The following is a 25,904-nucleotide window of genomic DNA, read 5'->3' as shown; positions in this document are numbered from 1 at the left end:
GCCGCATCCATCGATGCGTGCCCGGCCCGCGCCTTTGCTTAAGGTTCGGCGTCGAAAGCGTCCAGCTGGTGCTGAGCGGCTTCAACGTCCTTTTTAAGCACGTGAAGCCGTTTCAAATTGCCTTCAAGAGTAACTTTTGCCTTAATGCCGCTTGCCTTCAAATGAGCCTCCAATCGGTCAATGATATCCGCCCTAGAACCGCTTTCGGTTCTGATGGCAACCCACCGCCGCCACAGCAGCCCCATCCTATGCACCTCCGAGTTCTGCACAGATTATCCGTTCAAGCTATATATATTCCGGGTCCTCCCGCTGCCATGACAGATTTATTCAAAGGGCTAAAGGATAAGCTTGCATTTGCCGGAAGCGGCATTATAAGCTTTCCAGAAATGACATGACATAGTATACTAGGTGGATATGTATAATTACGACATCGTCCCAGTACGACCAAATAGATGCTGAAGGTGAATGTATAATGGAAGGCATGAACGCTTTAAAGCCTAGATATGAACAAATGTATCTGATGCTGCGCGAAAAGATTCAAATCGGAGATTATACGGTCGGTGACCGCATCCCTTCGGAGAAGGAGCTGATGGAGGAATTTTCAGTCAGCCGGATTACCTCCAAGAAAGCACTGGATATGCTCGTGCAGGACGGCTATATTATGCGTCAGCCGGGCCGCGGCTCTTTCGTTATTGAGCATGCCATTCAGGAACAGGTGGAAGCCTCTCCTGCTCAAGATCCAGTGGCTGCTGCTCGTACACAGCAAATTGTATTAGGGCTTATTATGGAGGATTTTAGCGACAGCTATGGCAAGGAAATGCTGTCAGAGATGGAACGGACAGCACAGGCGCTCGGCGTTTATTTGATGCTGCGCATCTCTTTTTCCCAGCCCGATGTGGAGGAGAAAGCGATTCAGATGCTGCGCCAATACGGGGTAGATGGCCTGATTATTTATCCGACGCGCGGGCAAAACTTCAGCCCGGAAATTTTGAAGCTGGTCATTGATAAATTTCCGCATGTGCTGGTTGACCGTTATTTGAAATGGACGGATACAACGGCAATCAGCTCAGACAATGTGGAAGCGACGAAAATGGGTGTACAGCATTTGTTTAACCACGGGCATCGCCATATTGGGCTGCTTGCTTCGCGGGTGACGGATAATGTAGCGATTGAGGAACGGATTGAGGGGTTTGTGCAGGCGCATGCCGAAGGCGGTATTTTGCTGGACCGCTCGTCCTGGCTGACCGATATGAACTGGACGTCCAATGACAATTCCAGCAGCCACCTCATTGATAAATATGTGAAAATCATTCAGCAGATGCTGCGCGAGCATCCCCGAATTACCGCATTGTTTGCGATGGAATATGAGCTGGCGCTCATCGCGAAGGAAGCGGTAGAAAAGATGGGCCTGCAAATTCCACAGCAAATTTCGATTATTTGCTTTGATAGCCCGCAGAGCACGTCGGCGCTGTATCCGTTCACGCACTTGGAGCAGAATGAGAAGGAGATTGGCCGCCTCGCCGTCAATAATGTTCTGGAACTTATTCAAGGCGCCACGCTCCCAAGCAAAATATCGCTGCAGGTAAAGCTTGTCCCTGGCAAATCGACAGGGCCTGCACCCCAATAGAAAAACGGGCTGCTGGGCAGGATGTATATGCTTTGCATATTTTCTGGCTTATTAGAGAAACTGAATACCAGGATATAGATGGACAAAGCCCTTCTGTCAACCGAGACAGCAAGGGTTTTCTGCTATATATCGTTATGCCTTATGGGCTCGAATCGGAGCTGTGCCTAGTAAAATGATTAGTATGCTATTTGCAAATAAATAATATAACATAGTATATTGACATACCATGAAATATAGATTAATATCGGTACATAAACCTCTTGAAAGCGCTTAATAGAAAGGGATGTATGAAATGACTGAAGTAATGGAAACGCTGCCGACATCGGTGCAGTCGTTAATCCAGGAAGTAGAAGGAAAGCTGGGTTCCCGTACGAAGCTGGCCCGCATGTTTGCAAATTGTTTCTCCAATACGTTAACAACGACGTTGAAGCCTCAGCCTGACGGTGCAATTTTCGTCATTACGGGTGATATTCCAGCGATGTGGCTCCGGGATTCTGCGGCACAGGTTCGTCCGTACTTAATTTTAGCGAATGAAGATGCCGAGATGGCCCGTTTAATTGAAGGCGTTGTCAAACGGCAAATTCAACATATATTGCAGGACCCTTATGCAAATGCGTTTAATGAGCACGCCAACAGCAAGGGGCATCAGAAGGATCTAACGGAAATGTCTCCTTGGCTATGGGAGCGCAAATATGAAATTGATTCGCTCTGCTACCCGATTCAGCTTGCTTATCTTCTTTGGAAGACAACTGGAACTACCGCGCATTTGGACGAGGCATTTAAAGAAGCCTGCTTCAGCATTTTGCGGGTGTGGAGAACAGAGCAGAACCACGATCAGCAATCGAGCTACCGTTTCCAAAGAACGGACTGCCCGCCGTCGGACACGCTGCTTAATGAAGGCAAAGGCACGCCAAGCGCAGTGACGGGCATGACCTGGTCGGGCTTCCGTCCAAGTGACGATGCTTGCGACTACGGCTACCTCATTCCATCGAACATGTTTGCAGTTGTTGTGCTGGATTATATGGCGGAAATAGCGGTTGAAGTGCTTGGCAATGAAGTGCTGGCGAAGCAGGCGGTTGCTCTCCGTCAGGAAATTCAATCCGGTATCGAAGAGTATGCAACTGTCGAGCATGAGCAGTTCGGGAAAATTTTCGCTTACGAAACAGACGGTCTTGGCGGCTACAATCTGATGGATGATGCGAATGTCCCAAGCTTGCTGTCCCTGCCTTACCTCGGCTGCTGCAAGCTGGATGATCCGATATATTTGAATACAAGACGCTTCGTGCTGAGTGAGGATAATCCTTATTATTTCAAAGGTACGGCAGCGCAAGGAATTGGCAGCCCTCATACCCCGGAAAACTATATTTGGCACATTTCGCTGGCTATGCAAGCGCTGACTTCACAAGATGAGGCTGAGGTTGAACGGCTGCTGAACGTGCTGGAAAACACGGATGCTGGAACTGATTTTCTGCATGAAGGCTTTCATAAAGATGATCCAAGCGAGTATACGCGCGAATGGTTTTCTTGGGCTAATGCCTTGTTTAGCGAATTGATTTTGACGTATTGCGGCTTTAAGGTTCCATCGAGCATGAATGCTCGTTTAATATAGGAACAAATAATAAGCGTAACAGACGGACAATAAGGGGAGCGATCAAGATGGCAGGTAAAAAAACAATTCTGGCAGGTACGGTTGCAGCTTTAACTGTATTCACTGCAGCATGTTCAGGAAATGCAGGTACAAATAGCACAGAGGGCGCAGAAGCAACCTCCACAGCGGGAGCAACAAAGACGGTTAAAGTTGCTTATGGCAAATGGAATGAGACGGATAACTGGGGCAAGTGGCTGACTAGCGTAAAGGCGGATTTTGAAAAAGCGAACCCTGGCGTTACCGTTGAGCTGCAACCGATTGAAGGCTCGCAATATGCAACAAAAATTCCGCTGCTCATGATGGATGGGAAAACGGCGCCAGAGGTGCTTGCTGAAGATTCCTTCATGATTAATGCTGACAGCGAAGCTGGCTACCTTGAGCCGCTTGCTGTGGATGCATGGGAAGATTGGAGCAAATTCAACGAAGGTATTAAAGCAGCTGTAACAGCCACGGACAGCAAAGTTTATGGCGTGCCTTTCTCCACTGACGTTCGCGGCTTGTATTACAACAAAGAGCTGTTCAAGAAAGCAGGTCTGCCTGTGCCTTGGGAGCCTAAGAGCTGGGATGAAGTGCTGAGCGCTTCCCGCACCATTAAATCCAAGCTGCCAGACATTATTCCTTTCTGGATGAACTCTGGTAAAGCAGGCCAAGAAGCAACAACGATGCAAACGTTCGAAATGCTGCTTTACGGAACAGACGATACGCTTTATGAAGATGGCAAATGGGTTACACAAAGCCCGGGCATTTTGAGCTCGCTGAACTTCATTCACTCCATCTACTCCGAGGGCATGGGTCCAAAAATGTCGCAAGTACTGACTGCACAAGCAGGTCAAGTATTGGAGACAGATCTGATGCCGAATCAAAAGGTAGCAATCGTCCTGAACGGCAACTGGCTGACAGGCAACTGGTCGGCAAGCGGTGGCAAGCCTTGGCCGGAAGCGCTTGATGTATACGGCTTCGTGAAAATGCCGACAGAAAAAGGCCAAAATCCTGGCTTCACTTCGATGTCTGGCGGCTGGACGCTTAGCGTTGGCGCGAAATCCGCTGAAAAAGAGCTGGGCTTCGAATTTATTAAAATGGCTACTAATGAACAGCACAACAAAGAGTTCGCTATGCTGGACGGCGCTTTAACGCCTCGTACCGACGTTGCGGCTGACACAGAATACACGGGCCAGCCTGGCACGCTGTATGGCGTAGCTGCTGAATTTATTACGTACACACACGTTCGTCCGACTAATGCGAATTATCCAGCAGTATCGACTTCCATTCAAGAAATGGTTGAAAAAGTGGCATCGGGCTCACTTGCTCCTGAAGCTGCTATGCAAGAATATGCAAAAAGCGTAGAAAGAACAGTCGGCGCTGATAAAGTAGCGGCGAAGTAGCACATAGCTGGGAAGCCGATTGTTGCTTAACAACAATCGGCTTGTCTTTTTCAAATTCAGTCAGGAGGATACCAGATGGAAGCGATAAACTCGCGATTTCCCAAAGCGAAAAGGAAAGGGAACGGCGGTGAAAAGTGGAGGGCGGCGCTATTCTTATCGCCTAGCTGGCTGCTGCTTTTACTCTTTTTCTTCGTGCCGGCAGTTTTAACTTTTTATTTCGCATTTACAAATATGGCTTTGACCGGAGCGGCAGCAGCGAATACGCAGTTTGTTGGATTCCAAAACTTCACGAATATGTTTCAGGATGCGACATTCCGCACTTCTGTAGGCAACACCATCCTATTCCTCATCTTCTCGGCCGTTATTGGCCAGCAAGTTATGGGCTTTCTTATTGCGTTTCTAATGAATGGCAGAAACCGCGTATTCCGCAGTGTTGTCGGCTCCATCGTTATTTCTGGCTGGGTAGCGCCGGAAGTAGTATGCGCATTTGTATGGTTCGCTTTTCTGAATGATACGGGAACGGCTAATGCATTCATTCAAGGAATCGGCTTTGAACCTATTGCTTGGTTGTACACATTCCCGATGGTATCCGTTATTATTGCAAACGTATGGCATGGAACAGCCTTCTCGATGATGGTATTCCAGGCTGCACTGGGCGACGTGCCTAAAGAGGTTGAGGAAGCGGCAATGATTGATGGCGCTTCGGCTTGGCAAAGACTTATCCGTATTACCATTCCAATGATCAGCGGTTCTGTTGTAACGAATATGGTACTCGTAACACTTCAAACATTAGGCTCCTTCACGCTTATTTATGCGTTGACAGGTGGCGGTCCGGGAAATGCAACGGAGACGCTGCCAATCTATATGTATCATCAGGCCTTCGTCAACTATCAGCTTGGCTACGGCACAGCTATTTCGCTTGTTCTGCTGTTGATCGGTATTGTTGCCAGTCTGTTGTATATGAAGCTTCTAAAAGTGAAGCTGTAAGCCATGCGCAAAGCTTGGATAATGGTTTATTAAAAGGAGGACGCGAGAATGAGCAGCAACGTACGCAAGCGCCCCAGAATGAATCGGTTTATGGTTGGTCGGGTGCTTCCTTATATTATTTTGAGTTTTATCGCTTTATTGTTCCTGCTTCCTATGTTGTGGCTCGTATTGGCTTCATTCGATGGAGCCGCAACCCTTGCTTTGAAGGTGCCTGATGAGGTAACGCTAAGCAATTATACGTCTACGCTAGCGAGCTCTGACAATCAGCGCTCTTTCGGCAATGGCTTGCTGCTGGCCCTTGGACAAGCACTGCTTGTCGTCACTGCGGCGGGGCTTGCTTCCTATCCGCTGTCACGTTATCAGCTGAGGTATAAACGCCCGTTTATGTATGTAATCCTGTTCGCAACAGGCTTGCCGATTACGGCGGTTATGGTTCCGGTTTATCAGTTTTTCCTCTTTATGGAAATTCAGGATTCCTTGTTTTTCACCATTTTGTTCTTGGCCGCATCCGCGTTGCCATATTCCATCTGGATGATGAAAAACTTCATGGATTCCGTGCCTTTGGAGCTGGAGGAGGCTGCTTGGGTGGACGGCGCCTCCATCTGGACGACGCTTCGCCTAGTCGTTGTGCCACTGATGCTGCCAGGTATTTTCACAGTAGGCATTTTCGCTTTTGCAGGCAGCTGGGGGAACTTCCTCGTTCCGTTTATTTTGCTGCAAAGCCCACAGAAGCTTCCTGCTGCCGTTACCATTTACCAGTATTTCGGGCAAAATGGCATCGTGCAATACGGCAAGCTGGCCGCCTTCTCAATCATTTACACGATCCCTGCGGTCGCGCTTTATGTGTTCGGCCAACGCTTTATGTCCCAAGGCTTTAGCTTTGGCGGGGCGAATAAGGGTTAATTACAAAGAATTTGGTTTAAATGAAAGAGCGGCAAGTCCCACCACTTAATTGGAGGGGCTTGCCGCTTTTTTGAGGTAATCGTATTTTAGTGTCCTAAGTGATTTTTTTCATGTTTAAGATTTCAGACTCAGTAAGACCGGATGCTTTAGCAATAATATGCGCTTCAACTCCAAGAGCTATAAGCTCAGAAGCGATTTCGATTGCTTTTTTTCGCTCGCCACGGGCCTCCCCTTCTGCTAAAGCGCCTTCAATCATGGAAGCCTCATCGTGCAAATATTTTTGCCTATCTTCATACAAGCGGCGCGCTTCTGTATCCTGACTAAGGAACTCAAGTGTATTCATAGCTTTCTTTAATACAGGATCGTTCATGGTGAGCACCTCCCAATTGGATTTATTCGTACTCTTTAGAAAAAGGAGCCAATTAACCAATCCGCCATTTTCAACAGGTACAGCGAGGTCATCAAGCTTAGGCAATTCTAAAAAATGCAGTTCTATATCATCGATTAAGGAGATGCCACTGCGATCTTCTCGAAGATGAAATACGTTATGATACTGTTCGTTAGGTAAAAATGAGTAATTAAGTATATTGATTGTGACACATTTTTTGAGCAGTTTATAAGATTGACCTTCTTGCAATTGTCCGTTGTAGAGCTTGCTCCAATAAAAAAGAGTGCGTTTCTCAGTATCATATTTATTAAATAATTGCATTTCAACATTGATTAGTTCACCTTCGGCAGTTTTGCCTCGAATATCTAAGATCGATTGTTTATCTCGCGGAGCATCTTTCTCTGTTTAGGGATTAAGAAGAGTAATTTCCGTTAATGGTGGCTTTCCTGCTTCTGTAAAGGTCCGGTTAAGGAAGGCAAGCAGTACATCTCTGTTCTCTTCGCTACCAAAAATACGTTTAAACAAGAAGTCATTTCGGGGGTTAAGCAGTTCCGCCATCAATAATCAACTCCGTTCGATACGTTAATATCTATTATATCACGTTGCCGACAGGCTAGACATCCCTGCAGCAAGCCGCTTCATCGCGCCTTCAGTCACAGGAATAAGTTGACCCATCCGCTATTTGTTGTTACTATTTTGTGGAAAATAGTTTTGCTGCTATCGTTCATCACTTTTCTCAAGGTGAAAAGGCTGTCGCCGTCCTTTGGCGGCGCGGCGCGTTTCATTCCGAGAAATATAAGCCTAATGATAAGTGTGAAACTTATACAAGCTTATATTTTAAAAAAAGAACAGGAGGAACAAAATTGACTAAAGCTGCAATAAGCACGGAAGTAACGACTCTGCAAAACGGGGTGCAAATGCCGCGGCTGGGGCTTGGCGTATACTTGTCAAAAGAAGGCGATGAGGTTGAGCACGCTGTGCGTTACGCCATAGAGGCAGGGTATCGCAGTATTGATACGGCGAGCGCTTACAACAATGAAACGGGTGTGGGGCGTGCAATTGCCGATAGCGGTATTGCAAGGGACGAGCTGTTCATTACGACAAAAGTATGGAACCGTGACCAAGGCTATGAAACGACACTGCAAGCATTCGAAGCAAGCCGTAAGCGTCTAGGCTTGGATGTGATAGATTTGTATTTAGTTCATTGGCCAGTAGCCGGAAAATTTACGGAAACGTATCGCGCGCTGGAAAAGCTCTATAAGGATGGCTACGTTCGGGCGATTGGCGTGAGCAATTTTCTGCTGCCGCATTTCGACGAGCTGCTGCCAGGCTGCGAAATTAAACCGATGGTCAATCAGGTGGAATTCCATCCGCTGCTGACACAGCCGGAGCTGCAGAGCTTCTGCCGCGAGCAAGGCATCCAGCTTGAGGCTTGGAGCCCGCTCATGCAAGGGAATTTAGATGTGCCGCTGCTTCAGGAGCTGGCTGGCAAATACAGCAAAAGCCCGGCGCAGGTCGTCATTCGCTGGGATCTGCAAAAAGGCGTCATTACGATTCCTAAATCTGTTCGAAAAGAGCGCATTATCGAAAATGGCGACGTTTTTGATTTTGAGCTGACGGAAGCGGAGATTGCAGCAATCGATGGGTTGAACGAAGGCCGCCGTTATGGCTCCAATCCGATGACTTTTAATTTTTAAAGCCGCCATAAACGGCCAATGCATAATAGATCGAGTGTCATCGCATCCTAATCATGAATTTTAGTGGAACGGACTATTGACAGTTTGAACTGTAATTGATAAAATTACAGTACTAAACAGGGAGGCCGTTCACATTGAACAGCGAATTTACAATTGCCGTACACAGTCTTGTATATTTAGCTCATTTGCCGGAAAACATGGCAAGCAGCGAAATGATTGCCGTCAACGTTGGGACTCATTCGGCCCGCGTTCGCAAGGTGATGAGCGGCTTGCGCCGCAGCGGCTATGTGGATACGCGCGAAGGATCGGGCGGCGGCTATCGGCTGACGATTGATCCGAGTGTAGTAACGCTTGCCGATGTTTACCGAGTGATGGCGCAAGGTTCGCTTATTCCAAGCTGGTGCTCGGGCGATCCGGGCATGGAGTGCGTCGTTGGCTCCAATATGAACCAAGTGATGTTCCGGATTTTTTGTGAGGCGGAGAAGCAGCTTGAAGCGCATTTCAGTCACACGACCATTCAGGATGTGCTAGGCCAGATTCATGCATGTGAATAGGCAACTGATTATAAAGACGGTGTGAGGGGTATTCCCTTATCATACAACACAGCTGGAGAGGATGATTGAAATGGCAGTAGCATTAACGAAAGACAACTTTTCATCTAACGTAGAGAGCGGCGTATCTCTAGTAGATTTCTGGGCACCTTGGTGCGGACCTTGCAAAATGCAGCTTCCAATCGTTGAAGAATTGGCAACTGAGCTTGCAGGCCAAGCTACAATTGCAAAAATCAATGTCGATGAAGAGCCTGAACTGGCTTCGCAATTCGGCGTAATGAGCATTCCAACGCTTATTTTGTTCAAAGACGGACAGCCCGTTGACAAAATGGTAGGTCTGCAAAGCAAAGATGCGTTGAAAACAAAAATCAACAATCAACTGTAAGACCTTTGGTCGGACATGGATTAAATGAAGGGAAGCTGCATTGCCGGTGATTCATCGGTGTGCGGCTTCTTTTTTTGTATAAGGAAACTAAAGGATGACAACTCCGTTTACGCTTGGGCAAATTATTCTTCAAAAAGACGCAACTTCCCACAAAGCTCGGGCGTCTATAGGATATTCAGGAATGTATTGGAGGGGGAAGCAGGAGATGGGAAGCAAACAACGGTTGATTGCATTTGTTGCGCTAGTTGCGATAACAAGCAGTGTACCTACCGCCGCTTTTGCAAATGGAGCGAAGGTGACGATTGATCGCCAGACTACTCTGGCAGACAATATTTCCGGGGAGGGTTCGATGGATTCTGCGGCGAATGTATCGGTTTCGAAGGATAAGGCAGAGAAGCTGGCGCGCGAGCTTGTGAGCATCCCGAAGGAATACACGCTGCAGGGCGCTTCTTTGGCGGTCAGCGTGCTGGCACAGGGCAAACGTAATGTTTGGGGTCTTGATTTCGTCAAGAAAGTAAACGGCAAGCATAAGGGCAGCATTTATGTTCAAATTGATGCTGACGGCGGCCAGTTGCTGTCCTTTAATTCCTATATAGACAATCCTAGCTCCAAGCCGACGTATCCGCTCAAGGTAGAGCGTGCGGCTGCCCAGGATATTGCTGCTTCCTTCATGAAGCAAATTGCAGCAGATTACGTAGGACAGGTGCGCTACAATCCCGAATACGGGGCGCAGGTGCTTCCCCCGCTGACAGGCGAGGTTGTTCATAATATTCGTTATGACCGAATGGTTAACGACATTCCTTATGTAGACAACTATATTGAACTCGATGTGGACAGTGAAGGCCATATTACCAATTATAAATTGCAATGGGACGATACGCTGCAGTTCCCAAAAGCAGACTCGCGCATTACGCTAGCGCAGGCAAATGCGAAGCTTCGCGAGCTTGCCCAGCCAGAGCTGCAATATATTGTGCCTTATAGTCCAGAAGGCCAGCACACCCCTCTGCTTAGCTACGAGATGGGCGGCTTGGCGGTAAATGCACTAGACGGCTCGCTTATTAAGAAGCTATATGATCAGACAAGCAGCGTATCTGCAACGCCAATTGCCCCAGCAGCACTCGGCGAAGCGCCAAAAGCGGGCAATTTGACCGATAAACAGGCGGTTGCACTCGTAGAGTCGACTTTCAAGCTGCCAACAGGCGCTGTGCTGTCAAATACGAGCTACAATGAGTACAGCGACGATACAACAGGCCATAACGAATCGTATTGGAACCTCAATTGGACGACGAAAAGCGGAGCCAGAGAGACGGGCTCTGTATCGGCAACCGTAGATAGCAAGACGGGGATTATTCGCAGCTATTACGCCTATGCCTACGATGGCGGGGATACGTCGGTGAAGCCTTCCCTGTCCTACGAGCAGGCGGAGAAAATCGCAATAGATACGGTTAAAAAGCAGCTTCCATGGGCGGCAGCCCAGCTGTACGTTGTAAAGCCTGATCGGGCGAAGTACAGCGAGGCGCCTGCCGGAACGATTACTTCCTACTACATTTCTTTTGTTCGTAAAATTCAGGGAGCGACGGTGTCCTATGATCGGGTCAATGTTAATGTGGATGCCCGGACGAACGAAGTGACGATGTATGATGCCCAGTTCGCTTCCTTCGACTACCCGGCGCAAGCCCCAAAGGTCATCGAGAAAACGGAAGCGATTGAAAAGTGGCTCACCTACTATCGCACAGAACTGACGTATTATGTAGAGCGGGAATATTCCCTGCAAGGCCAGCCGATCCCTATCGAAAAATACAACCTGATGCTGGCTGCCGGTGAACTAGATTCCGAACAGGTGGAAAGCAAGACAGATGTAAAGCTTGTTTACCGCCTTGTGCCCGCTGCCATTGATGAATCCGTATTTTTGGATGCCCAAAGCGGGCAATGGCGGAATCGCGAAAGTGGAGAGGTTACGGCGCTCGAGAAGCCTAAGGCGCTTGATGTGGAGGGCCACTGGGCGCAGCGCCAGCTGGAGCTGATGGTTGCTTACAAGGCGCTGGATGTGAAGGATGGCAAGGTCCGTCCAAATGCAATTGTGACACGCGGCGAATTGATTAAAATGCTCGTGCTTGCCATGAACAGCGGCCGCGGCCCGATTGTAATGGCGAACGCGGAGGCGGGCAGTGTGGCATTTAACGATGTGGCGAAAGGATCAGGCTATTATGTGTATGTTCAAAGCGCTCTTGAGCAAAACCTGATTGATATTGGCGATGGCACCTTTAATCCGGCGGGTGAGGTAGACCGTGAGGAAATGGCCGAGCTGATCGTGCGGGCATTGGGCTACAATACGCTGGCGAATTATGACCAGCTGTTTAATATTAATTTTAAGGATGCGGACAAAACAGAGAAAAAAGGCCAGGCGGCAATCGTGGTCGGCCTGAATATTATGTCGCTGTCGGACGGGAGCTTCCTTCCGGAGCGTAAAGTGACGCGAGCAGAGGCAGCAACGGCATTTTTCCGTTACCTGCAAACGCGAGCGGATTTGAAGGAAGCGCCGATTCGGAATTAACCTGCAGCTAAGCTGCACAAAGGCGCAGCATTTATTAGAAACGGTCTTAAAAACGGAAGAGCTTAGGGGCAGACGAGGAAGTGTCTGACCGCTCTTCCGTTTTCTTTTTTTACCGGATGCGTGGAACGTTAATCCGTTTTTTGCTTTTTGTCGGAGAAGTTGGAGACGGATTTCGTGTCTTTGATATTGTCGTTTACGAAGGCCATATCCTGATTTTTTGCGTGTGTTTTGGTCGTGCCTTTGTAGTTGCCTTTATGGGTGTTGTTTTCCATTGTGCCGCACCTCCTTTGTGGGTCTATCCCTGCATTAGTATGACCGATGCGTCTGGAAGCATGCGCTGAAATCGGCAGAGCGCCTTCCGCCTATACTGATCGCCTGCTGCGCACATATGCTGAAGGAATGAGCAAAAGGCTATTGAGTATATGAAGGAGAGGGATCAGTGGAGGGGCAGACGAAGGAAATAACGAGCATTATTTTGGTTACCCGCAACCAGTTGGATTATACAAAACAATGTGTGGACAGCATACGCAAGCATACGGAAGCAGGAAGCTATGAAATACTGTTAATCGATAATGGCTCCGACGATGGAACGGTTCAATGGGCGTTGGATCAGCCTGATATGCGAGTGACCACCAATGCGGAAAATGAAGGCTTTCCAAGGGGCTGCAATCAGGGGCTAGAGCAAGCGATAGGGAGCCATCTGCTGCTGCTTAACAACGACACCGTTGTGACGCCCGGCTGGCTCGAAGGGTTGAGGCAGGCGCTGCTTAGCGATAGCAAAGTCGGTGCAGTAGGTCCAGTTACGAATTCGGCCTCCTATTGGAGCGAGGTTTCGGCGGAGTATGCGTCCTTGGAGGAGCTGGATGCTTTCGCCCAATTGAGGCGGAACGATCACGGACCACATAGATGGGAGGAGCGTGCCAAGCTGGTAGGCTTCTGCCTGTTATTGCGTCGCTCGGCGTATGAGGCAGCTGGTAGGCTGGATGAAAGCTTTGGTATCGGAAATTTTGAGGATGACGATTATTCGCTGCGGCTGCGGCTCGCTGGCTATAAGCTCCTGCTCTGCGACGATACGTTCATCCATCATCGGGGAGGAGCGAGCTTCAAGGCGGAGCCTGCCTTGTATCAAGCGGCCTATGAAAGCAACCGCAGACGTTTTGTGGAAAAATGGGGCTTTCAGCCGACGGAGGCACTCGTCATTCGCTCGGATATGGTGTCGCTGATTGAGCCCCAGCTCGAGCCTTATGAAGGGGCGGCGCCCGCGAGGCTGCTGGAAATTGGCTGTGGCTGCGGGGCAACCCTGCTGCGCTTGAAGAAACGGCTGCCGCGGGCAGAGCTGCTCGGGGTGGAGAAAAACCCTGGTGCCGCGAAGGTTGCTGCCGCCATCGGAGTGAAAGTGTATGATACGGAGCGGTCGGAGGATTGGGGCCTCGAGGCAGACAGTATGGATGGCATTATTGTTGGCGATGCCCATCAATATGGAAATTTGGAGCAGTTGAAGCAGCTCGCGGCTCTTCTAAAGCCGGGAGGTTGGCTGATCGGATCGTTTGCTAATCGCCACTATTACCGCTATATACGTCATTATTTGTCACCAAGCAATCACGGTGCGCAGCAGCAGGCAGCCTGCCTATATGGCGCAGAGCAGCTGGGGGAATTGTATGGGCAGGCTGGATTAGTTCGGACAGCGATTGCGCTTGTGCAGGACGGTCAAGAGCTGGCTGAGCAGGAGCGTCGTGTGGTGGAGGGGCTGGAGCAGGTAATTGCGCTGACTAATGAGGAGTTGAAAGGCAGGCTGACAGCGAGCGAGCTGCTTGCTTTCGGCCGCCGCGCCAAGCCAATTACAGCGCCAAACGGCTGGGCTGTGCAGGATAGGCCGTCGATTGAGCCGACTGCGAGTTATGTAAGCGATGAAGCTGCGATAGAGGAACTAGAGGAGCTATCAACGGTGAGTACAGTTTCGGAAGCGGCGCAAGAGGACGAAGCGCGGTTGGCAGAGGGAGCTGAAGAGATAGGTGGAGCTGGCGCAGGGAATGATCAACTAAATGAACAGGGCATTCGTGAGCAAAATGATGTTGTTTTCAGTGGGGAAAGGCTTGTAATAAATCGAGAGGTTAAACAGCAATATCAGGATGTATACGAGGAGCATCTTGCCCGTTATAACTTGGCATCACATTTTGTAGACGGACTGCGGGTGCTGGATGCCGCTTGCGGGGCAGGCTATGGAGCTGCACTGCTTAAACGTTCAGGGGCGAGCGAGGTTGTTGGCATCGACATCGACGAACAGTCGGTGAAGCTGGCGAAGCGGGATTATGGCGGAGAAGATGTATCTTTTGCGGTAGGCGATGTACTGCAATTGCCATTTGACGGGCAGGTATTTGATGCAGTGGTGTCTTTCGAAACGATAGAGCATGTTGCAGATGGGGCGGCTTGGATCAAGGAATCAGCGCGCGTATTAAAGGCTGGGGGATTATTCATCGTGTCTACACCGAATCGGGCGGTGACGAATCCGGCGCTTTATTTTGAGGAGCGGCCATTCAATCCCTATCATCAATTTGAGTATAGGACAGCAGAGCTGGCAGGCGAGCTGCTGCTTCATTACGATATTGTGGAGCTGTATGGACAAAATCCCATCGACGATTCCCGTATGGCAGCGATGAATGGGCTGCGGCGAATGTTCCAGCTGGAGCAGGGGCGGAAGCCGGAGCGGGTGCTGCAGTCGGAAGGACATGAGCTGATTCCGCTCAGCCGCTTCAAAAGCTGCGAGCCGATGTACGTCGTGGCCGTGTGCCGCAAGAAATAAGAATCAGCGGTATTGCACTGGAATGACAGGTGGTTTGCCCGTCGGATGGAGACGGGCAAACGGACGGTGGCAGTTGCGCGCTTTTTGGCAATGGCAGCTTTTTTTATTCTAATCTTACAATGTACATATAACAATTTCGATGTCCGTCTTGGCAAAAACATCTTTAATTATTTCTCTTACCTGGCCTCATTGGAGCTTATCGAGTCCGCAGCCGATTTGCGGCATGGCCAGCTTGGTAATGCCTTCTTGCAAGCAGATGTCCCTCATGGATACAATGGCTAGGGTAAGCGTTTGGTAGGTGGGCTTGTGAAAATATTTCGCTTTGGTAACCAAATTTAAAGCTCTGTCGACTTTATAGCAAGTTCCTATAATTAAGGGGCTGCTGTCTGCCATATTTTGAAGGGATTTAAGCTTAAAATGCTTTCTGAATAAAACGGCGATTCCCGCGCCCATTTTGGCATCGGAGGATATGCAGTGGGCCAAGCTGTACGTGTCCGGCATCGTGAATAGATCCTTTTTTATTTCGGTGAATTCCATGAATTGTCACTCCTCTGCTATGATTTTATCATAAGCTCAAGCCGGCTTGGGAAGGAGTTTTTACTGTGAAAAAAAAGATCATTTCGATTGTGAATGTTGTCGTTATCCTAGTGTTAGCTGTCACTTTATATATAAATTATCAATACAGCTCATTTCAAAAAGTTGTATTAGATTCCATTGATGAAGCAAGGATCATGGTTCCCTCAGAAGCCTCTACCTCTAAAATGCGAGATATCGAAATGTCCGTACGTTATATGGTTTATGACTCGCTAAAGGATTTGGAGCAAGCGGCGGATCTGATTATTATTGGAGCACCTGTACAATCCTTTGAGGAGCGTGATCAAAATTCCACCTACTACCGTGATGGAACGGTGCAGGATTTTTACAGCCTCACAAAAGTGGAGCTATTTAAAATTATTAAACAGCCGGTTGACTGGGTGGTTACGAAGCAGCTGGAAGTCGTTGAGCCTGTTGGCATCATTACGGAAGCCGATGGCATGAAAACAAAAATAAAGGCAGCAGGCTACAATGAAATGGTGCCGCATACGAAATATATTATTTTTCTGAAGAAAAACAGCATGGGAAAGTATTCCATCATTAATATGGATAATGGGAAATTTGAAGTCGAAGGTTCGAAGCATCCCGATTTAAAAACGGGTGGGGATCAACCGGCCGAAATCAAACAAAAGCTATGGGAAGAAATAAACAGCAAATATGAATTTGAATGTGGATTCTAACTTGAAAATTCTGCCCGAGAGTTGGCTGGAACGGGTTGTTTCAACATCGCAGCATGAGCATTTTGCTAAGCGTGTCAGCGAACTCGCCCTTTTATTGTTTATACGCATCGGGTATAATGACGAGAGCTTGTTACTTCGGAAAATGGGGTGTCTTTACGCATGGCTTTAAAAGCTGGTATCGTGGGCTTGCCGAATGTCGGCAAATCGACTTTGTTTAATGCAATTACGCAAGCGGGTGCTGAATCCGCTAACTATCCTTTTTGTACAATTGATCCTAACGTTGGTGTTGTAGAGGTACCGGACCCGCGTATGAATAGGCTCGTTGAGCTCGTAGTGCCGAAAAGCATCGTGCCTACAGCGTTTGAGTTTGTTGATATTGCCGGTCTGGTAGCAGGCGCGAGCAAGGGCGAAGGACTTGGCAACAAGTTTTTGGCGCATATCCGTGAAGTCGATGCGATTGTTCATGTCGTTCGCTGCTTCCAAGACGAGAATATTACGCATGTAGCGGGCAAAATCGATCCGATCGACGATATTCAGACCATTAATCTGGAGCTGATTTTGGCGGATATTGATTCCGTGGATAAAAAGATCGAGCGCTCCCGCAAAAATCTCAAGGGCGGCGACAAAAAAGTCGTGCAAGAGGTGGAAGTGCTTGAGCGTGTAAAAGAAGCGCTCTACAATGATATGCCAGCGCGCAGCCTGGAGCTGTCCGATGACGAGAAGCTGCTTATTCGCGATCTTCATTTGCTGACCATGAAGCCTGTGCTTTATGCAGCCAATGTTAGCGAAGCAGAAGTTGCCGATACGGACAATAATGAATTCGTTAATAAAGTACGTGAGTTTGCGGCTGCTGAAAATGCAGAAGTGGTGCCTATTTCCGCTCGCGTTGAGGAAGAAATTGCTGAGCTGGAAGGCGAAGACAAGGCAATGTTCCTGGAGGAGCTTGGACTTGCGGAGTCGGGACTTAACCGTCTGATTCGTGCGGCTTACAAGCTGCTTGGCCTTTATACGTATTTTACGGCAGGCGTGCAGGAAGTTCGCGCTTGGACGATTCGCAGCGGAACGAAAGCGCCGCAGGCAGCTGGCGTTATTCATACGGATTTTGAGCGTGGCTTTATTCGCGCCGAGATCGTATCGTTTGACGATTTGTCTGCTGCCGGTTCAATGAACGTGGCGAAAGAGCGTGGCCAGGTTCGTCTGGAAGGCAAGGACTATGTCGTAAAAGACGGCGATGTTATACATTTCCGCTTCAACGTTTAGATTTTCTAGGCAAGAAGGAGCTTTCGATCTGCTTTGTGAGCGGATTCGGAGGCTCTTTCGTCTAAGTAGACGAGGATAGCAAGCGGAGAAGTAGAAAACTGGGCGCGGCGGCAGTAATTCGCTTGTCGATAGAATGCTGCGCATATGTTATAATGGAGTATCAAAGTGTGATAACAGAGGTGAATGATGGTGTTGGACCGTTTACAAGCACTAGCTGATCGTTACGAGAAGCTGAGTGAATTGCTGTGTGATCCAGATGTAGCAAGTGATCCGAAGCGTCTGCGGGAATATTCCAAGGAGCAGTCCGATCTGCAACAATCTTATGAAGCTTTTACTGAATATAAACAAGTGTCGGAGCAACTGGACGATGCGAAGGTTATGCAGGGCGAGAAGCTGGATGATGAAATGCGCGAGATGGTCAAGATGGAGATTGATGAGCTGTCTGACCGCAAGGAAGAGCTGGAAGAAAAAATTAAAATTTTGCTTCTGCCGAAAGATCCGAACGATGACAAAAACGTTATCGTGGAAATTCGCGGCGCAGCTGGCGGCGACGAAGCGGCTTTATTCGCTTATGAGCTGTACCGTATGTACACGAAGTTTGCGGATACGCAAGGCTGGCGTGTAGAGCTGATGGATTTTAATGAAAATGACTTGGGCGGCTTTAAAGAGGTTATTTTCATGATTACGGGCAAAGGCGCCTACAGCAAGCTGAAATTCGAGAGCGGCGCTCATCGGGTACAGCGTATTCCGGTAACGGAATCTGGCGGTCGTATTCATACGTCCACTTCTACCGTTTCGGTTATGCCGGAGGTTGAGGAAGTGGAAGTCGAGATTTTCGACAAGGATATTCGTGTGGATACGTTCTGCTCAAGCGGCGCAGGCGGCCAGTCGGTTAATACGACAAAATCCGCTGTCCGGGTGCTTCACGTACCGACGGGCATTATGGCGACTTGCCAAGACGGCAAATCGCAAAATGAAAACAAAGCTAAAGCGCTGCAAGTATTGCGTGCGCGTATTGTCGATGTACAGCGTCAAGAGGAAGAAGCGAAATATGCCGGCGAGCGTAAAAGCAAAGTCGGAACGGGCGACCGCAGTGAGCGGATTCGCACGTATAATTTCCCACAGAGCCGCGTGACGGATCACCGTATTGGACTTACGCTGCATAAGCTGGATTCCGTAATGAACGGCGATATGGCGGAAATCATTTCGTCGCTGACGATTGCCGAGCAAGCGGACATTATGGAGAGAGAACTGAACTAACTTAAGTACTTTCCAAAGTAAGCTGCCGATTAAGGCATGCTGCATGAAGAGGCAGGGTTTTCGAGCATTAGTGCTTGGAGAGCCTGCCTTTTATGCGGCTGTGCGTTTTTTTTGCTGAGTGTACAGGGCAGTAAAGAAAGGGACGTTGGATACATGGGCGACAATAACAAGGGGTGGAGCGTTTTGCTGCCTTGTAGCATTAGAGAAGCCTGCTTGCAGGCTTCTTCGTTTTTGGCGGGGCAGGGCGTCGAGGAGCCGCGCAATAATGCGGAGCTGCTGCTCCTGCATCTGCTGGGCATCGGGCGTATGGAATTGCTGCGCGACGGGGGCGACCCTTTTCCGAGTGAGCTGGCTCCAGCATGGGACGAGCTCACTCGGCGAAAAGGGAATGGCGAGCCGGTGCAATATATCATCGGCGAGCAGTGGTTTTACAGCAGGCCGTTTGCGGTTACGCCGGCCGTGCTGATTCCGCGGCCCGAGACGGAGCTGCTCGTCGAGGCTGTGCTTGAGGCGGCGGATCGCCTGTGGCCGGAATCGGCACAGGCGGAAGCAGAGGACGCGCCAGTGGAAGGCGCGACTGAGGTAGGGCTTGCTGCCGCTGAGAGCAATAGCGGCAGCGAGCAGGCGGAGCAGGAGGGCGCGTCAGCTATAGCGGAGGGCATGGCGGAGGGCTGGGCTGCGCGGCCGACGGTGCTTGACGTCGGCACGGGCAGCGGCGCCATCGGCGTGACGCTGGCTGCGCTGCGTCCGCTCTGGCGCGTATGCGCGTCCGATCTTTCGCCGGACGCGCTGGCTGTCGCCCGCACGAATGCGGCCCGCCATGGAGCGGCAGGCCGCATGGCGTTCGTGCAGGGCGACCTGCTGGCGCCGTTCCTCGGAACGGGCGGCGCCGCCGCAGACCAAGCACTCGGCGCGGCAGATCTCCGCGTCGATGTGCTGGTGTCCAATCCGCCGTATATACCGGCGGATGACCTCCCGGGCTTGCAGCGCGAGGTGCGGGATTACGAGCCGCACCTCGCGCTGGATGGCGGAGCGGACGGGCTGGACCCGTACCGCCGCATGGTAGAGCAGCTTCCGCTGCTAAGGCAAATGCCACGCATCGTCGCCTTTGAGCTGGGCATGGGCCAAGCGGAAGCGGTGGCGAAGCTTCTAAGGGAAGCGGGAGCATGGGACGAGGTGCGGACGATTACGGATTATGGCGGCATTGACCGCCATGTTATCGCGGTTCGCACTAACGGTTAGGCAGGACGAGCAATCTCACTTGTGGGCTGCTGTTCTGCTATTTCTCGGACTGAAACGCGCCGCGCCCACACGGGTCGGCGTCAGCTGTTTACACTTGAAATATAAGCACGGATAAGTATCAACCTTGTAATGGGCTTATAATTAATCGCGAAACGGTAGCTTTGCATCATAGGATGGCGACATCCGTTTACACTTATCTATTAAAATTTAATAGTTTCGAGGTTTATAGAACGGGAATCGCGGACATACTTACGGATAGATACGTTCCGGAACGCAAGCAGAGGTGCCGACGGGTGCCATCGAGAGGAGCTTGTGTATGTCCCGCAATTATTCCCGTATTTCTTATCGTAGATCCGTTGTTCTTATTATGGTGGTGCTTGCTGTACTTGTGATGAGCTGGGAGCTGCAAAAGGTAGATGCCGCTGTAGCTGGCAGTCATATTCCGGAGGAGTCTATCAGGCTCCGCATATTGGCTAATTCCGACGCCCCTGCCGATCAGGCAGTTAAACGCGTCGTTCGTGATGCTGTGGTCGAGGCGATGAACAACTGGGTGACTGGGCCGCAGACAATAGAGGAAGCTCGTGCAACGATGCGTCAGCATATGGGCGAGATGGAGCTTTTGGTTGGCAAAGTATTGAGCAGTCGGGGTTTTGATTATGCGTTTCACATTGAGCTTGGTCAGGTTCCTTTCCCTACTAAAATGTACGGAAGTGAAGTATATCCCGCAGGCAGCTACGAAGCGCTGCTCATTACATTAGGCGAAGGCAAAGGGCAAAACTGGTGGTGCGTGCTGTTTCCGCCGCTTTGCTTCATCGACGCAGCTTCCGGAGAAGCGGTAGCCGCTGATGCCGAGGTTGAGCCATCAAACGCAGCAAGCAAGGAAGAATCGAAAGAAGCGGAGGCATCTGTAGAAAAGGCGTCCGTACAAAAAGAAAATGCCGGCGAAGTTGTCCATGCCAAGCAGGATTCTGCTCCTAACAAAGCGGAAGGCGAAGCGCCGGAAGCAAAGTTTTTCCTTTGGGAAATGCTGCAAAAGCTGATTGCTTGGGTGCAAAGCTTGTTTGCTTAGGGCTTCTATGCAGACTTAAGCAAGCCAGTATCAAACGTAATGCCTCTCCTACCAGGAATGTCATACCTCATAATGGTGAACATATTTTTGAAAGTTAGCATCATATTCATCGTTTCAGGTAGTTACACCCTGCGCAAAGATAGAATTGGCGGACAGAGAAGCCGCTATATCAACAAGGTCACCGGAAAGGCACAGGTGGCGGACTCAGGAGCCGCTAATGCGCTGCCTTTAGCCAAATTGCCGGGATGATGAGCACGATAACGAATTTCCTGTCCGCTTATGGTCAGAAATCGAGTCAAAAGCGAGAATAGCGGATTCTCAGTCCTCCAAAAAGGAGGGATCGTCTGGAGCTGCACGGTCTCGGCAATGCCGCTTAGCCACATTGGCTCAGCAACCGCGGTCTTTGCAACAATCACATGCTTCGGTTCTCAGGCATCAATTCGCCATATGAGATTGGCTTCGATTAAGCTCTGAGCAAGGAATGGCAGGTCTACTTGCATTTGCATACACACCTTAGCTACAGCAGCCAATAGAGTGATTTGAGCCAGTGAGCATCCGTGGGCTGCGGTTATGCTGCTGGCTCCGTTTTTATCCAAGCGTATGGTATACTAACGGGAGTATACGGACTAGAAGGATGACTATAACAGAGCAAGGATTGAAGGATAGAGATGACTACAACGAAGGTATGGCGCATGACGGACCAAGACGCGGAGGCTTCTATCGCGGAAGCAGCAGAACTTCTTCGCCGTGGAGAGCTCGTGGCTTTCCCGACGGAGACGGTGTATGGACTTGGGGCCGATGCTCGCAGCTCGGAGGCCGTGGCGCAGATTTTTCAGGCTAAAGGCCGCCCCTCCGATAATCCGCTTATTGTTCACATCGCAAATATTGCGCAGCTCGAAGAACTGGTGCTGCCTTATTCGTTGCTTGCGAAGCAACTGATGGAGCAGCTGTGGCCGGGACCGCTCACGCTGGTGCTTCCCGTTCAGCCGGGAGCGGTGTCGCCGCTTGTGACGGCGGGCTTGTCCACGGTCGGCGTGCGGATGCCTTCCCATCCGGTAGCGCTGCGCCTCCTCGCAGCCGCTGGCTGTCCAGTTGCCGCGCCAAGCGCTAATCGCTCAGGCAGGCCCAGCCCAACGCTAGCCGAGCATGTGGCTGAAGACCTTAGCGGCCGTATCGGCGGCATTGTCGATGGCGGCGCTACAGGCATCGGCCTTGAATCGACCGTCATTGAACTGACGGGCGAGCAGGCGCTTCGTATTTTGCGCCCCGGAGGCGTAACGGTGGAGCAGCTGCGCCAAGCGGCGCCGCAAGCGGAGATTGATGCGCCTGCGGATGCCGAATCGGCAGCGGAGGAGCTTGCCGCCCCGCGCTCCCCGGGCATGAAATACACGCATTATGCGCCGAAGGGCGAGCTTAGCATTGTGCAAGGAAGCTCAGCCGCGAGGCGTGTTGCTTATATGCAGGAGCAGGTGTCGCAAGCTGCAAACGCTGGACTGAAAGCAGGCGTGCTCGTGTTCAATGAGCAGGTCGTTGCTATGGAAGGCGGCTCCGCCCTCGTGCTCACTTATGGGAGCGGGCAGCAGCTGGAGCAGGCTGCGCATCGTCTATATGCGGCATTGCGCCAGTTTGATGCTGCTGGCGTGCAGCGAATTTGGGCAGAAGGCTGCGTGCCGGAAGGTATTGGAGCTGCGCTTATGAATCGGCTGCTCAAGGCAGCTGGACATCGCATTAATCAGGTATAAGGGGGAGACAAGCTTAAGCCAGCGCCCTATTTTTCACTAGGATAGTTGAAGCTTGTGCCTGTCGTGCCGATTATGCAGTTATGTGAATCAAGCTTTGGAGTTTGCCTAACATGATATAAGGGTAAGAATATCTCCAGGCACGTTTAAACAAGCTATAGTATGTTTGTCCCCATGCCCGCATATGTTGGAGTATTAATGTGTGCGGACGTGGGGGGAGATCGTTTTGTGGGGTAGCCATTTGCTTGGAGGGCAATTTGTTACACTGCTGCTTATGGCGGTTGCGCTTGGCATGGATGCTTTTTCACTAGGAATTGGAATTGGGCTGCGCGGCATTCGCTGGCTCCATATGATACGATTAAGTGCCATTATCGGTATATTTCATATTATTATGCCGCTCGGGGGCATGTACGCTGGGGGATTCGTCAGCGGCATGCTTGGTCATGTAGCAACGGCTGCTGCCGGTGTGCTGCTGGTGCTGCTCGGCGGGCATATGATTTATAGCTCCTTGAGGGGAGAAGATGCACAAACCTTTGATCACCGCACGATTTGGGGAACGATGCTGTTCGCGCTAGGTGTCAGCGCTGATTCTTTTTCCGTTGGCGTAACGCTCGGCATGTTTGCAGCCGATTTGCTGTTGACGGTGCTGCTGTTTGGTTTTTTTGGCAGTATGATGTCGATCATAGGGCTGCTGCTGGGACAAAGGGTCAGTCATAAGCTGGGCGGCTACGGCGAAGCATGCGGCGGCGCGGTGCTGCTCGTGTTTGGTTTAATATTTATTTTCTGAAAATATAATAATTTATAAGTTTACATGTATAAACAGACTTATATTTCATCGCGAAACGGAAGCTTTGCCGCCAAAGGACGGCTTCAGCCGTTTACGCTTGAAATATAAGAATTTATAAGTTGGACATATATAAATACGCTTATATTTCTCGGACTGAAACGAGCTGCACCGCCAGAGGACAAGGGCAGCCGTTTCACCTTGGTACACATAGAAGGGGGCATGCGGCGTGAAGCGCATTTTGTTCATTTGTACGGGAAATACCTGTCGTTCTCCGATGGCGGAGGCGATGCTGAAAAATATGGCGGGCCAGCAGGGCGTAGCGATTGAAGTGCGTTCGGCAGGCATTTCGACAATCGATGGTTTGGCCGTTTCCGGCCATGCGACAGAGGTGCTGCGTGGTTATGGCATTGAACATCAGAGCTCTTCGTGCGCGCTGACTGGAGAAGCGGTGAAATGGGCTGACCTCGTGCTTACGATGACCGCCAGCCACAAAAGAGGACTGCTCCAATGGTTTCCTGAAGCCGTCGACAAAGCACATACGCTCAAAGAGTATGTTAATCAGGACACAGGTGTACTGGCAGACATTAGGGAGCTGGAGCAGCTGTATACGGAGCTGCATATGAAGCAGACGCTGGGACAGCAGTTGAGCGATGGCGAACGCAATCGTCTGCTAGCGCTGGAGCGACGCATACCGAGCTTTGATATTATAGACCCGTTTGGCGGAACGCTTGAGAATTACAAAAGCTGCGCCGAGGAAATTCGCAGCTGCTTGCAGCTGCTGCTCTTGCGTTTAAAGCAGGAATAAGCGGATAGCTGCGGCAACGCAAAAAGGGAAAGCGCGAATTTAGGCGCAGGAACGATTGATTTTTCAAAATAATTCGGCTATGATGGGTACAGATATACGGTTTCCGATGTGACTGGCGACGGAAGTGGGTAACCACGGTGGAGCATCGGAACATACGGCCGGTCGCCTGGGCAAAGAGCAGCATGCTGAAGAGCATGTCATGCTCTTTTTTCGTCTTTTGGGACAAATTTAGGTATAATAAAAGCGTCGAATTGCGGAAGCGGAGTTCATGTGCCGTGCACCGCAAGTATCCATGTAAGTGCAGCATCGTCATACTTTGGAGGAGGTTTATACGTGAAAATTGCCATTGGGGCCGATCATGCCGGCTATCGGCTGAAGGACGAAATTGTACCATTTCTGCTATCGCTTGGACACGAAATTGAAGATTTCGGTTGTGACTGCAATCAATCGGTTGATTACCCGGATTATGCACTGCCTGTAGCTGAAAAGGTGGCAAGCGGGGAATTCGACCGCGGCATTCTCATTTGTGGAACAGGCATTGGCATGTCGATTGCCGCTAATAAGGTTAAAGGCATCCGCTGTGCGCTGGTGCACGATTTATTTTCCGCCAAAGCGACGCGCGAGCATAATGATACGAATGTAATTGCGCTGGGTGAGCGGGTCATTGGCCCAGGCGTTGCACAGGAAATTCTTCGCATTTGGCTGGATACGCCATTCTCCGGCGGCGAACGCCATGCGGGACGCATTCATAAAGTAGGCCAAATCGAGCAAAAATATAACGCTTAAGCTAAATGAGCGCGGAAGAAGGCGTTGTTCCATGCCTGCATGGAAACGGTTAGTCAAACAAGGAGGCCGCCTGCGATGGGAGCAAACGAGGAAACGATAGCGATAGCAAGTGCAGTAGAGACGATCGTTCGCGAGCTTGCGGCAGCGGGCAGCCTGCGGGCTGGACAGCTTCTCGTCATCGGCACGAGCACGAGCGAGGTGCTGGGCCGGCGCATTGGAACGTCGGGCACGCTCCAAGCTGCTGCGGAAATTTTCGCTGGAGTGGAGGCTGTGCGCCGCGACATTGGCTTTTATCCCGTGTATCAATGCTGCGAGCATTTAAACCGTGCGCTCGTTATCGAGCGTGATGCCGCTGAACGCTATGGGCTTGAACAGGTTGCGGCGATTCCCGTTCCGAAGGCAGGAGGCTCCATGGCGGCTTACGCATATCGGCACATCAGCGATGCTTGCCTCGTCGAGACGGTAGCCGCTCATGCTGGAATAGATATTGGCGATACCTTCATCGGTATGCATTTGCGCAGAGTAGCGGTTCCGGTGCGGCCTTCTATCCGCAGCATTGGCGAGGCGCATGTCACGATGGCGGTTACGCGGCCAAAGCTGATTGGCGGTGTGCGTGCGGTGTATGAGCTCGGTGGCGTGGCAGACAGCCGTGATGCTGTTGTATTGACTCCGGAGCAGTCGGCCGGGACTTGCGATTAATCAATAGTATTTCATAAGCGTTTATTATTGGCGGATCGAGCGTATATCCCGTAGAACATGT

General features: G+C 50.4%; 24 protein-coding genes, 1 pseudogene and 1 riboswitch. Of the genes and pseudogenes, 20 read left to right on the top strand and 5 right to left on the bottom strand.

The features are described from left to right. Positions 1 to 38: 38 nt before the first annotated feature. The gene (locus MHB80_RS27790; protein WP_341279948.1) at positions 39 to 245 is read right to left on the bottom strand and encodes a hypothetical protein; all 207 of its coding nucleotides are present in this window, start codon (positions 243 to 245) and stop codon (positions 39 to 41) included. A 227-nt stretch (positions 246 to 472) separates the two neighbouring features. Here MHB80_RS27790 and MHB80_RS27785 point away from each other — a divergent pair, with 227 nt between their 5' ends. From MHB80_RS27785 to MHB80_RS27765, 5 genes are all read left to right on the top strand, one after another. Beyond that, positions 473 to 1,627 carry a GntR family transcriptional regulator gene (locus MHB80_RS27785; protein WP_341279947.1) on the top strand — a complete coding sequence of 385 codons (1,155 nt, stop codon included), beginning with the start codon at positions 473 to 475 and terminating at the stop codon, positions 1,625 to 1,627. 292 nt (positions 1,628 to 1,919) lie between these two features. Then, positions 1,920 to 3,236 carry a glycoside hydrolase family 125 protein gene (locus MHB80_RS27780; RefSeq protein WP_341279946.1) on the top strand — a complete coding sequence of 439 codons (1,317 nt, stop codon included), beginning with the start codon at positions 1,920 to 1,922 and terminating at the stop codon, positions 3,234 to 3,236. A gap of 47 nt (positions 3,237 to 3,283) precedes the next feature. After that, the gene (locus MHB80_RS27775) at positions 3,284 to 4,657 is read left to right on the top strand and encodes an extracellular solute-binding protein (RefSeq protein WP_341279945.1); all 1,374 of its coding nucleotides are present in this window, start codon (positions 3,284 to 3,286) and stop codon (positions 4,655 to 4,657) included. A gap of 75 nt (positions 4,658 to 4,732) precedes the next feature. Beyond that, the gene (locus MHB80_RS27770) at positions 4,733 to 5,644 is read left to right on the top strand and encodes a sugar ABC transporter permease (RefSeq protein WP_341279944.1); all 912 of its coding nucleotides are present in this window, start codon (positions 4,733 to 4,735) and stop codon (positions 5,642 to 5,644) included. A 78-nt stretch (positions 5,645 to 5,722) separates the two neighbouring features. Then, complete coding sequence (locus MHB80_RS27765) at positions 5,723 to 6,547, top strand: carbohydrate ABC transporter permease (protein WP_341283097.1); 825 nt, start codon at positions 5,723 to 5,725, stop codon at positions 6,545 to 6,547. A 94-nt stretch (positions 6,548 to 6,641) separates the two neighbouring features. On the opposite strand, the pseudogene MHB80_RS27760 reads toward MHB80_RS27765, so the two are convergent. Next, a pseudogene (locus tag MHB80_RS27760) lies at positions 6,642 to 7,493 on the bottom strand (Rpn family recombination-promoting nuclease/putative transposase). A 359-nt stretch (positions 7,494 to 7,852) separates the two neighbouring features. Here MHB80_RS27760 and MHB80_RS27755 point away from each other — a divergent pair. The 4 genes from MHB80_RS27755 to MHB80_RS27740 all read left to right on the top strand — a co-directional run bounded on the left by MHB80_RS27755 (position 7,853) and on the right by MHB80_RS27740 (position 12,122). After that, on the top strand, positions 7,853 to 8,632 hold the full coding sequence (locus tag MHB80_RS27755) for an aldo/keto reductase (protein ID WP_341283096.1): 780 nt from the start codon (positions 7,853 to 7,855) through the stop codon (positions 8,630 to 8,632). A gap of 134 nt (positions 8,633 to 8,766) precedes the next feature. Further along, positions 8,767 to 9,186 carry an Rrf2 family transcriptional regulator gene (locus MHB80_RS27750; protein ID WP_338553454.1) on the top strand — a complete coding sequence of 140 codons (420 nt, stop codon included), beginning with the start codon at positions 8,767 to 8,769 and terminating at the stop codon, positions 9,184 to 9,186. 70 nt (positions 9,187 to 9,256) lie between these two features. After that, a complete protein-coding gene (gene trxA, locus MHB80_RS27745) occupies positions 9,257 to 9,568 on the top strand; it encodes a thioredoxin (protein ID WP_046231307.1) in 312 nt (103 codons plus the stop codon). A gap of 205 nt (positions 9,569 to 9,773) precedes the next feature. Then, complete coding sequence (locus tag MHB80_RS27740; protein WP_341279943.1) at positions 9,774 to 12,122, top strand: S-layer homology domain-containing protein; 2,349 nt, start codon at positions 9,774 to 9,776, stop codon at positions 12,120 to 12,122. A 128-nt stretch (positions 12,123 to 12,250) separates the two neighbouring features. Here the strand turns inward: MHB80_RS27740 and MHB80_RS27735 are convergent, their stop codons facing one another. Then, complete coding sequence (locus tag MHB80_RS27735) at positions 12,251 to 12,394, bottom strand: hypothetical protein (protein ID WP_341279942.1); 144 nt, start codon at positions 12,392 to 12,394, stop codon at positions 12,251 to 12,253. Positions 12,395 to 12,561: 167 nt separating this feature from the next. On the opposite strand from MHB80_RS27735, the gene MHB80_RS27730 reads away from it, so the two are divergent. Next, on the top strand, positions 12,562 to 14,922 hold the full coding sequence (locus tag MHB80_RS27730) for a methyltransferase domain-containing protein (protein ID WP_341279941.1): 2,361 nt from the start codon (positions 12,562 to 12,564) through the stop codon (positions 14,920 to 14,922). A gap of 186 nt (positions 14,923 to 15,108) precedes the next feature. On the opposite strand, the gene MHB80_RS27725 is transcribed toward MHB80_RS27730, so the two are convergent. Further along, positions 15,109 to 15,459: a macro domain-containing protein gene (locus MHB80_RS27725; RefSeq protein WP_341279940.1), complete on the bottom strand. Its 351-nt coding sequence runs from the start codon at positions 15,457 to 15,459 to the stop codon at positions 15,109 to 15,111. 65 nt (positions 15,460 to 15,524) lie between these two features. Between MHB80_RS27725 and MHB80_RS27720 the strand changes: the two genes are divergently transcribed. The 5 genes from MHB80_RS27720 (at position 15,525) to spoIIR (ending at position 21,027) form a co-directional block, all read left to right on the top strand. Beyond that, positions 15,525 to 16,196 (top strand): hypothetical protein, encoded by a 672-nt coding sequence (locus MHB80_RS27720; protein ID WP_341279939.1) that lies wholly within the window; start codon positions 15,525 to 15,527, stop codon positions 16,194 to 16,196. Positions 16,197 to 16,355: 159 nt separating this feature from the next. Next, positions 16,356 to 17,456 (top strand): redox-regulated ATPase YchF, encoded by a 1,101-nt coding sequence (gene ychF / locus MHB80_RS27715; RefSeq protein ID WP_341279938.1) that lies wholly within the window; start codon positions 16,356 to 16,358, stop codon positions 17,454 to 17,456. 189 nt (positions 17,457 to 17,645) lie between these two features. Beyond that, a complete protein-coding gene (prfA, locus tag MHB80_RS27710; protein ID WP_341283095.1) occupies positions 17,646 to 18,716 on the top strand; it encodes a peptide chain release factor 1 in 1,071 nt (356 codons plus the stop codon). Between the two features lie 153 nt (positions 18,717 to 18,869). Continuing rightward, complete coding sequence (locus tag MHB80_RS27705; protein ID WP_341279937.1) at positions 18,870 to 19,958, top strand: HemK/PrmC family methyltransferase; 1,089 nt, start codon at positions 18,870 to 18,872, stop codon at positions 19,956 to 19,958. A 316-nt stretch (positions 19,959 to 20,274) separates the two neighbouring features. Continuing rightward, complete coding sequence (gene spoIIR, locus MHB80_RS27700; protein ID WP_341279936.1) at positions 20,275 to 21,027, top strand: stage II sporulation protein R; 753 nt, start codon at positions 20,275 to 20,277, stop codon at positions 21,025 to 21,027. 164 nt (positions 21,028 to 21,191) lie between these two features. On the opposite strand, the gene MHB80_RS27695 is transcribed toward spoIIR, so the two are convergent. Then, positions 21,192 to 21,443 (bottom strand): hypothetical protein, encoded by a 252-nt coding sequence (locus tag MHB80_RS27695; RefSeq protein ID WP_341279935.1) that lies wholly within the window; start codon positions 21,441 to 21,443, stop codon positions 21,192 to 21,194. 252 nt (positions 21,444 to 21,695) lie between these two features. Between MHB80_RS27695 and MHB80_RS27690 the strand changes: the two genes are divergently transcribed. The 5 genes from MHB80_RS27690 to MHB80_RS27670 all read left to right on the top strand — a co-directional run bounded on the left by MHB80_RS27690 (position 21,696) and on the right by MHB80_RS27670 (position 25,843). Continuing rightward, a complete protein-coding gene (locus MHB80_RS27690; protein WP_341279934.1) occupies positions 21,696 to 22,769 on the top strand; it encodes an L-threonylcarbamoyladenylate synthase in 1,074 nt (357 codons plus the stop codon). A gap of 271 nt (positions 22,770 to 23,040) precedes the next feature. Continuing rightward, a complete protein-coding gene (locus MHB80_RS27685) occupies positions 23,041 to 23,553 on the top strand; it encodes a manganese efflux pump MntP family protein (protein ID WP_341283094.1) in 513 nt (170 codons plus the stop codon). Positions 23,554 to 23,779: 226 nt separating this feature from the next. Continuing rightward, the gene (locus MHB80_RS27680; RefSeq protein ID WP_341279933.1) at positions 23,780 to 24,358 is read left to right on the top strand and encodes a low molecular weight protein arginine phosphatase; all 579 of its coding nucleotides are present in this window, start codon (positions 23,780 to 23,782) and stop codon (positions 24,356 to 24,358) included. A 98-nt stretch (positions 24,359 to 24,456) separates the two neighbouring features. Further along, a riboswitch (ZMP/ZTP riboswitch) is annotated at positions 24,457 to 24,537 on the top strand. A 154-nt stretch (positions 24,538 to 24,691) separates the two neighbouring features. Further along, entirely contained in the window at positions 24,692 to 25,144 is a 453-nt protein-coding gene (gene rpiB / locus MHB80_RS27675; RefSeq protein ID WP_341279932.1) for a ribose 5-phosphate isomerase B, read from the top strand. Positions 25,145 to 25,219: 75 nt separating this feature from the next. After that, complete coding sequence (locus tag MHB80_RS27670; protein WP_341279931.1) at positions 25,220 to 25,843, top strand: TIGR01440 family protein; 624 nt, start codon at positions 25,220 to 25,222, stop codon at positions 25,841 to 25,843. Positions 25,844 to 25,904 lie beyond the last annotated feature (61 nt).

The organism is Paenibacillus sp. FSL H8-0537 (assembly GCF_038051995.1).
GTDB lineage: Bacteria > Bacillota > Bacilli > Paenibacillales > Paenibacillaceae > Pristimantibacillus.
Note: the sequence above shows the minus strand (reverse complement) of the source record. Positions and strands in the feature narration are given on the sequence as shown.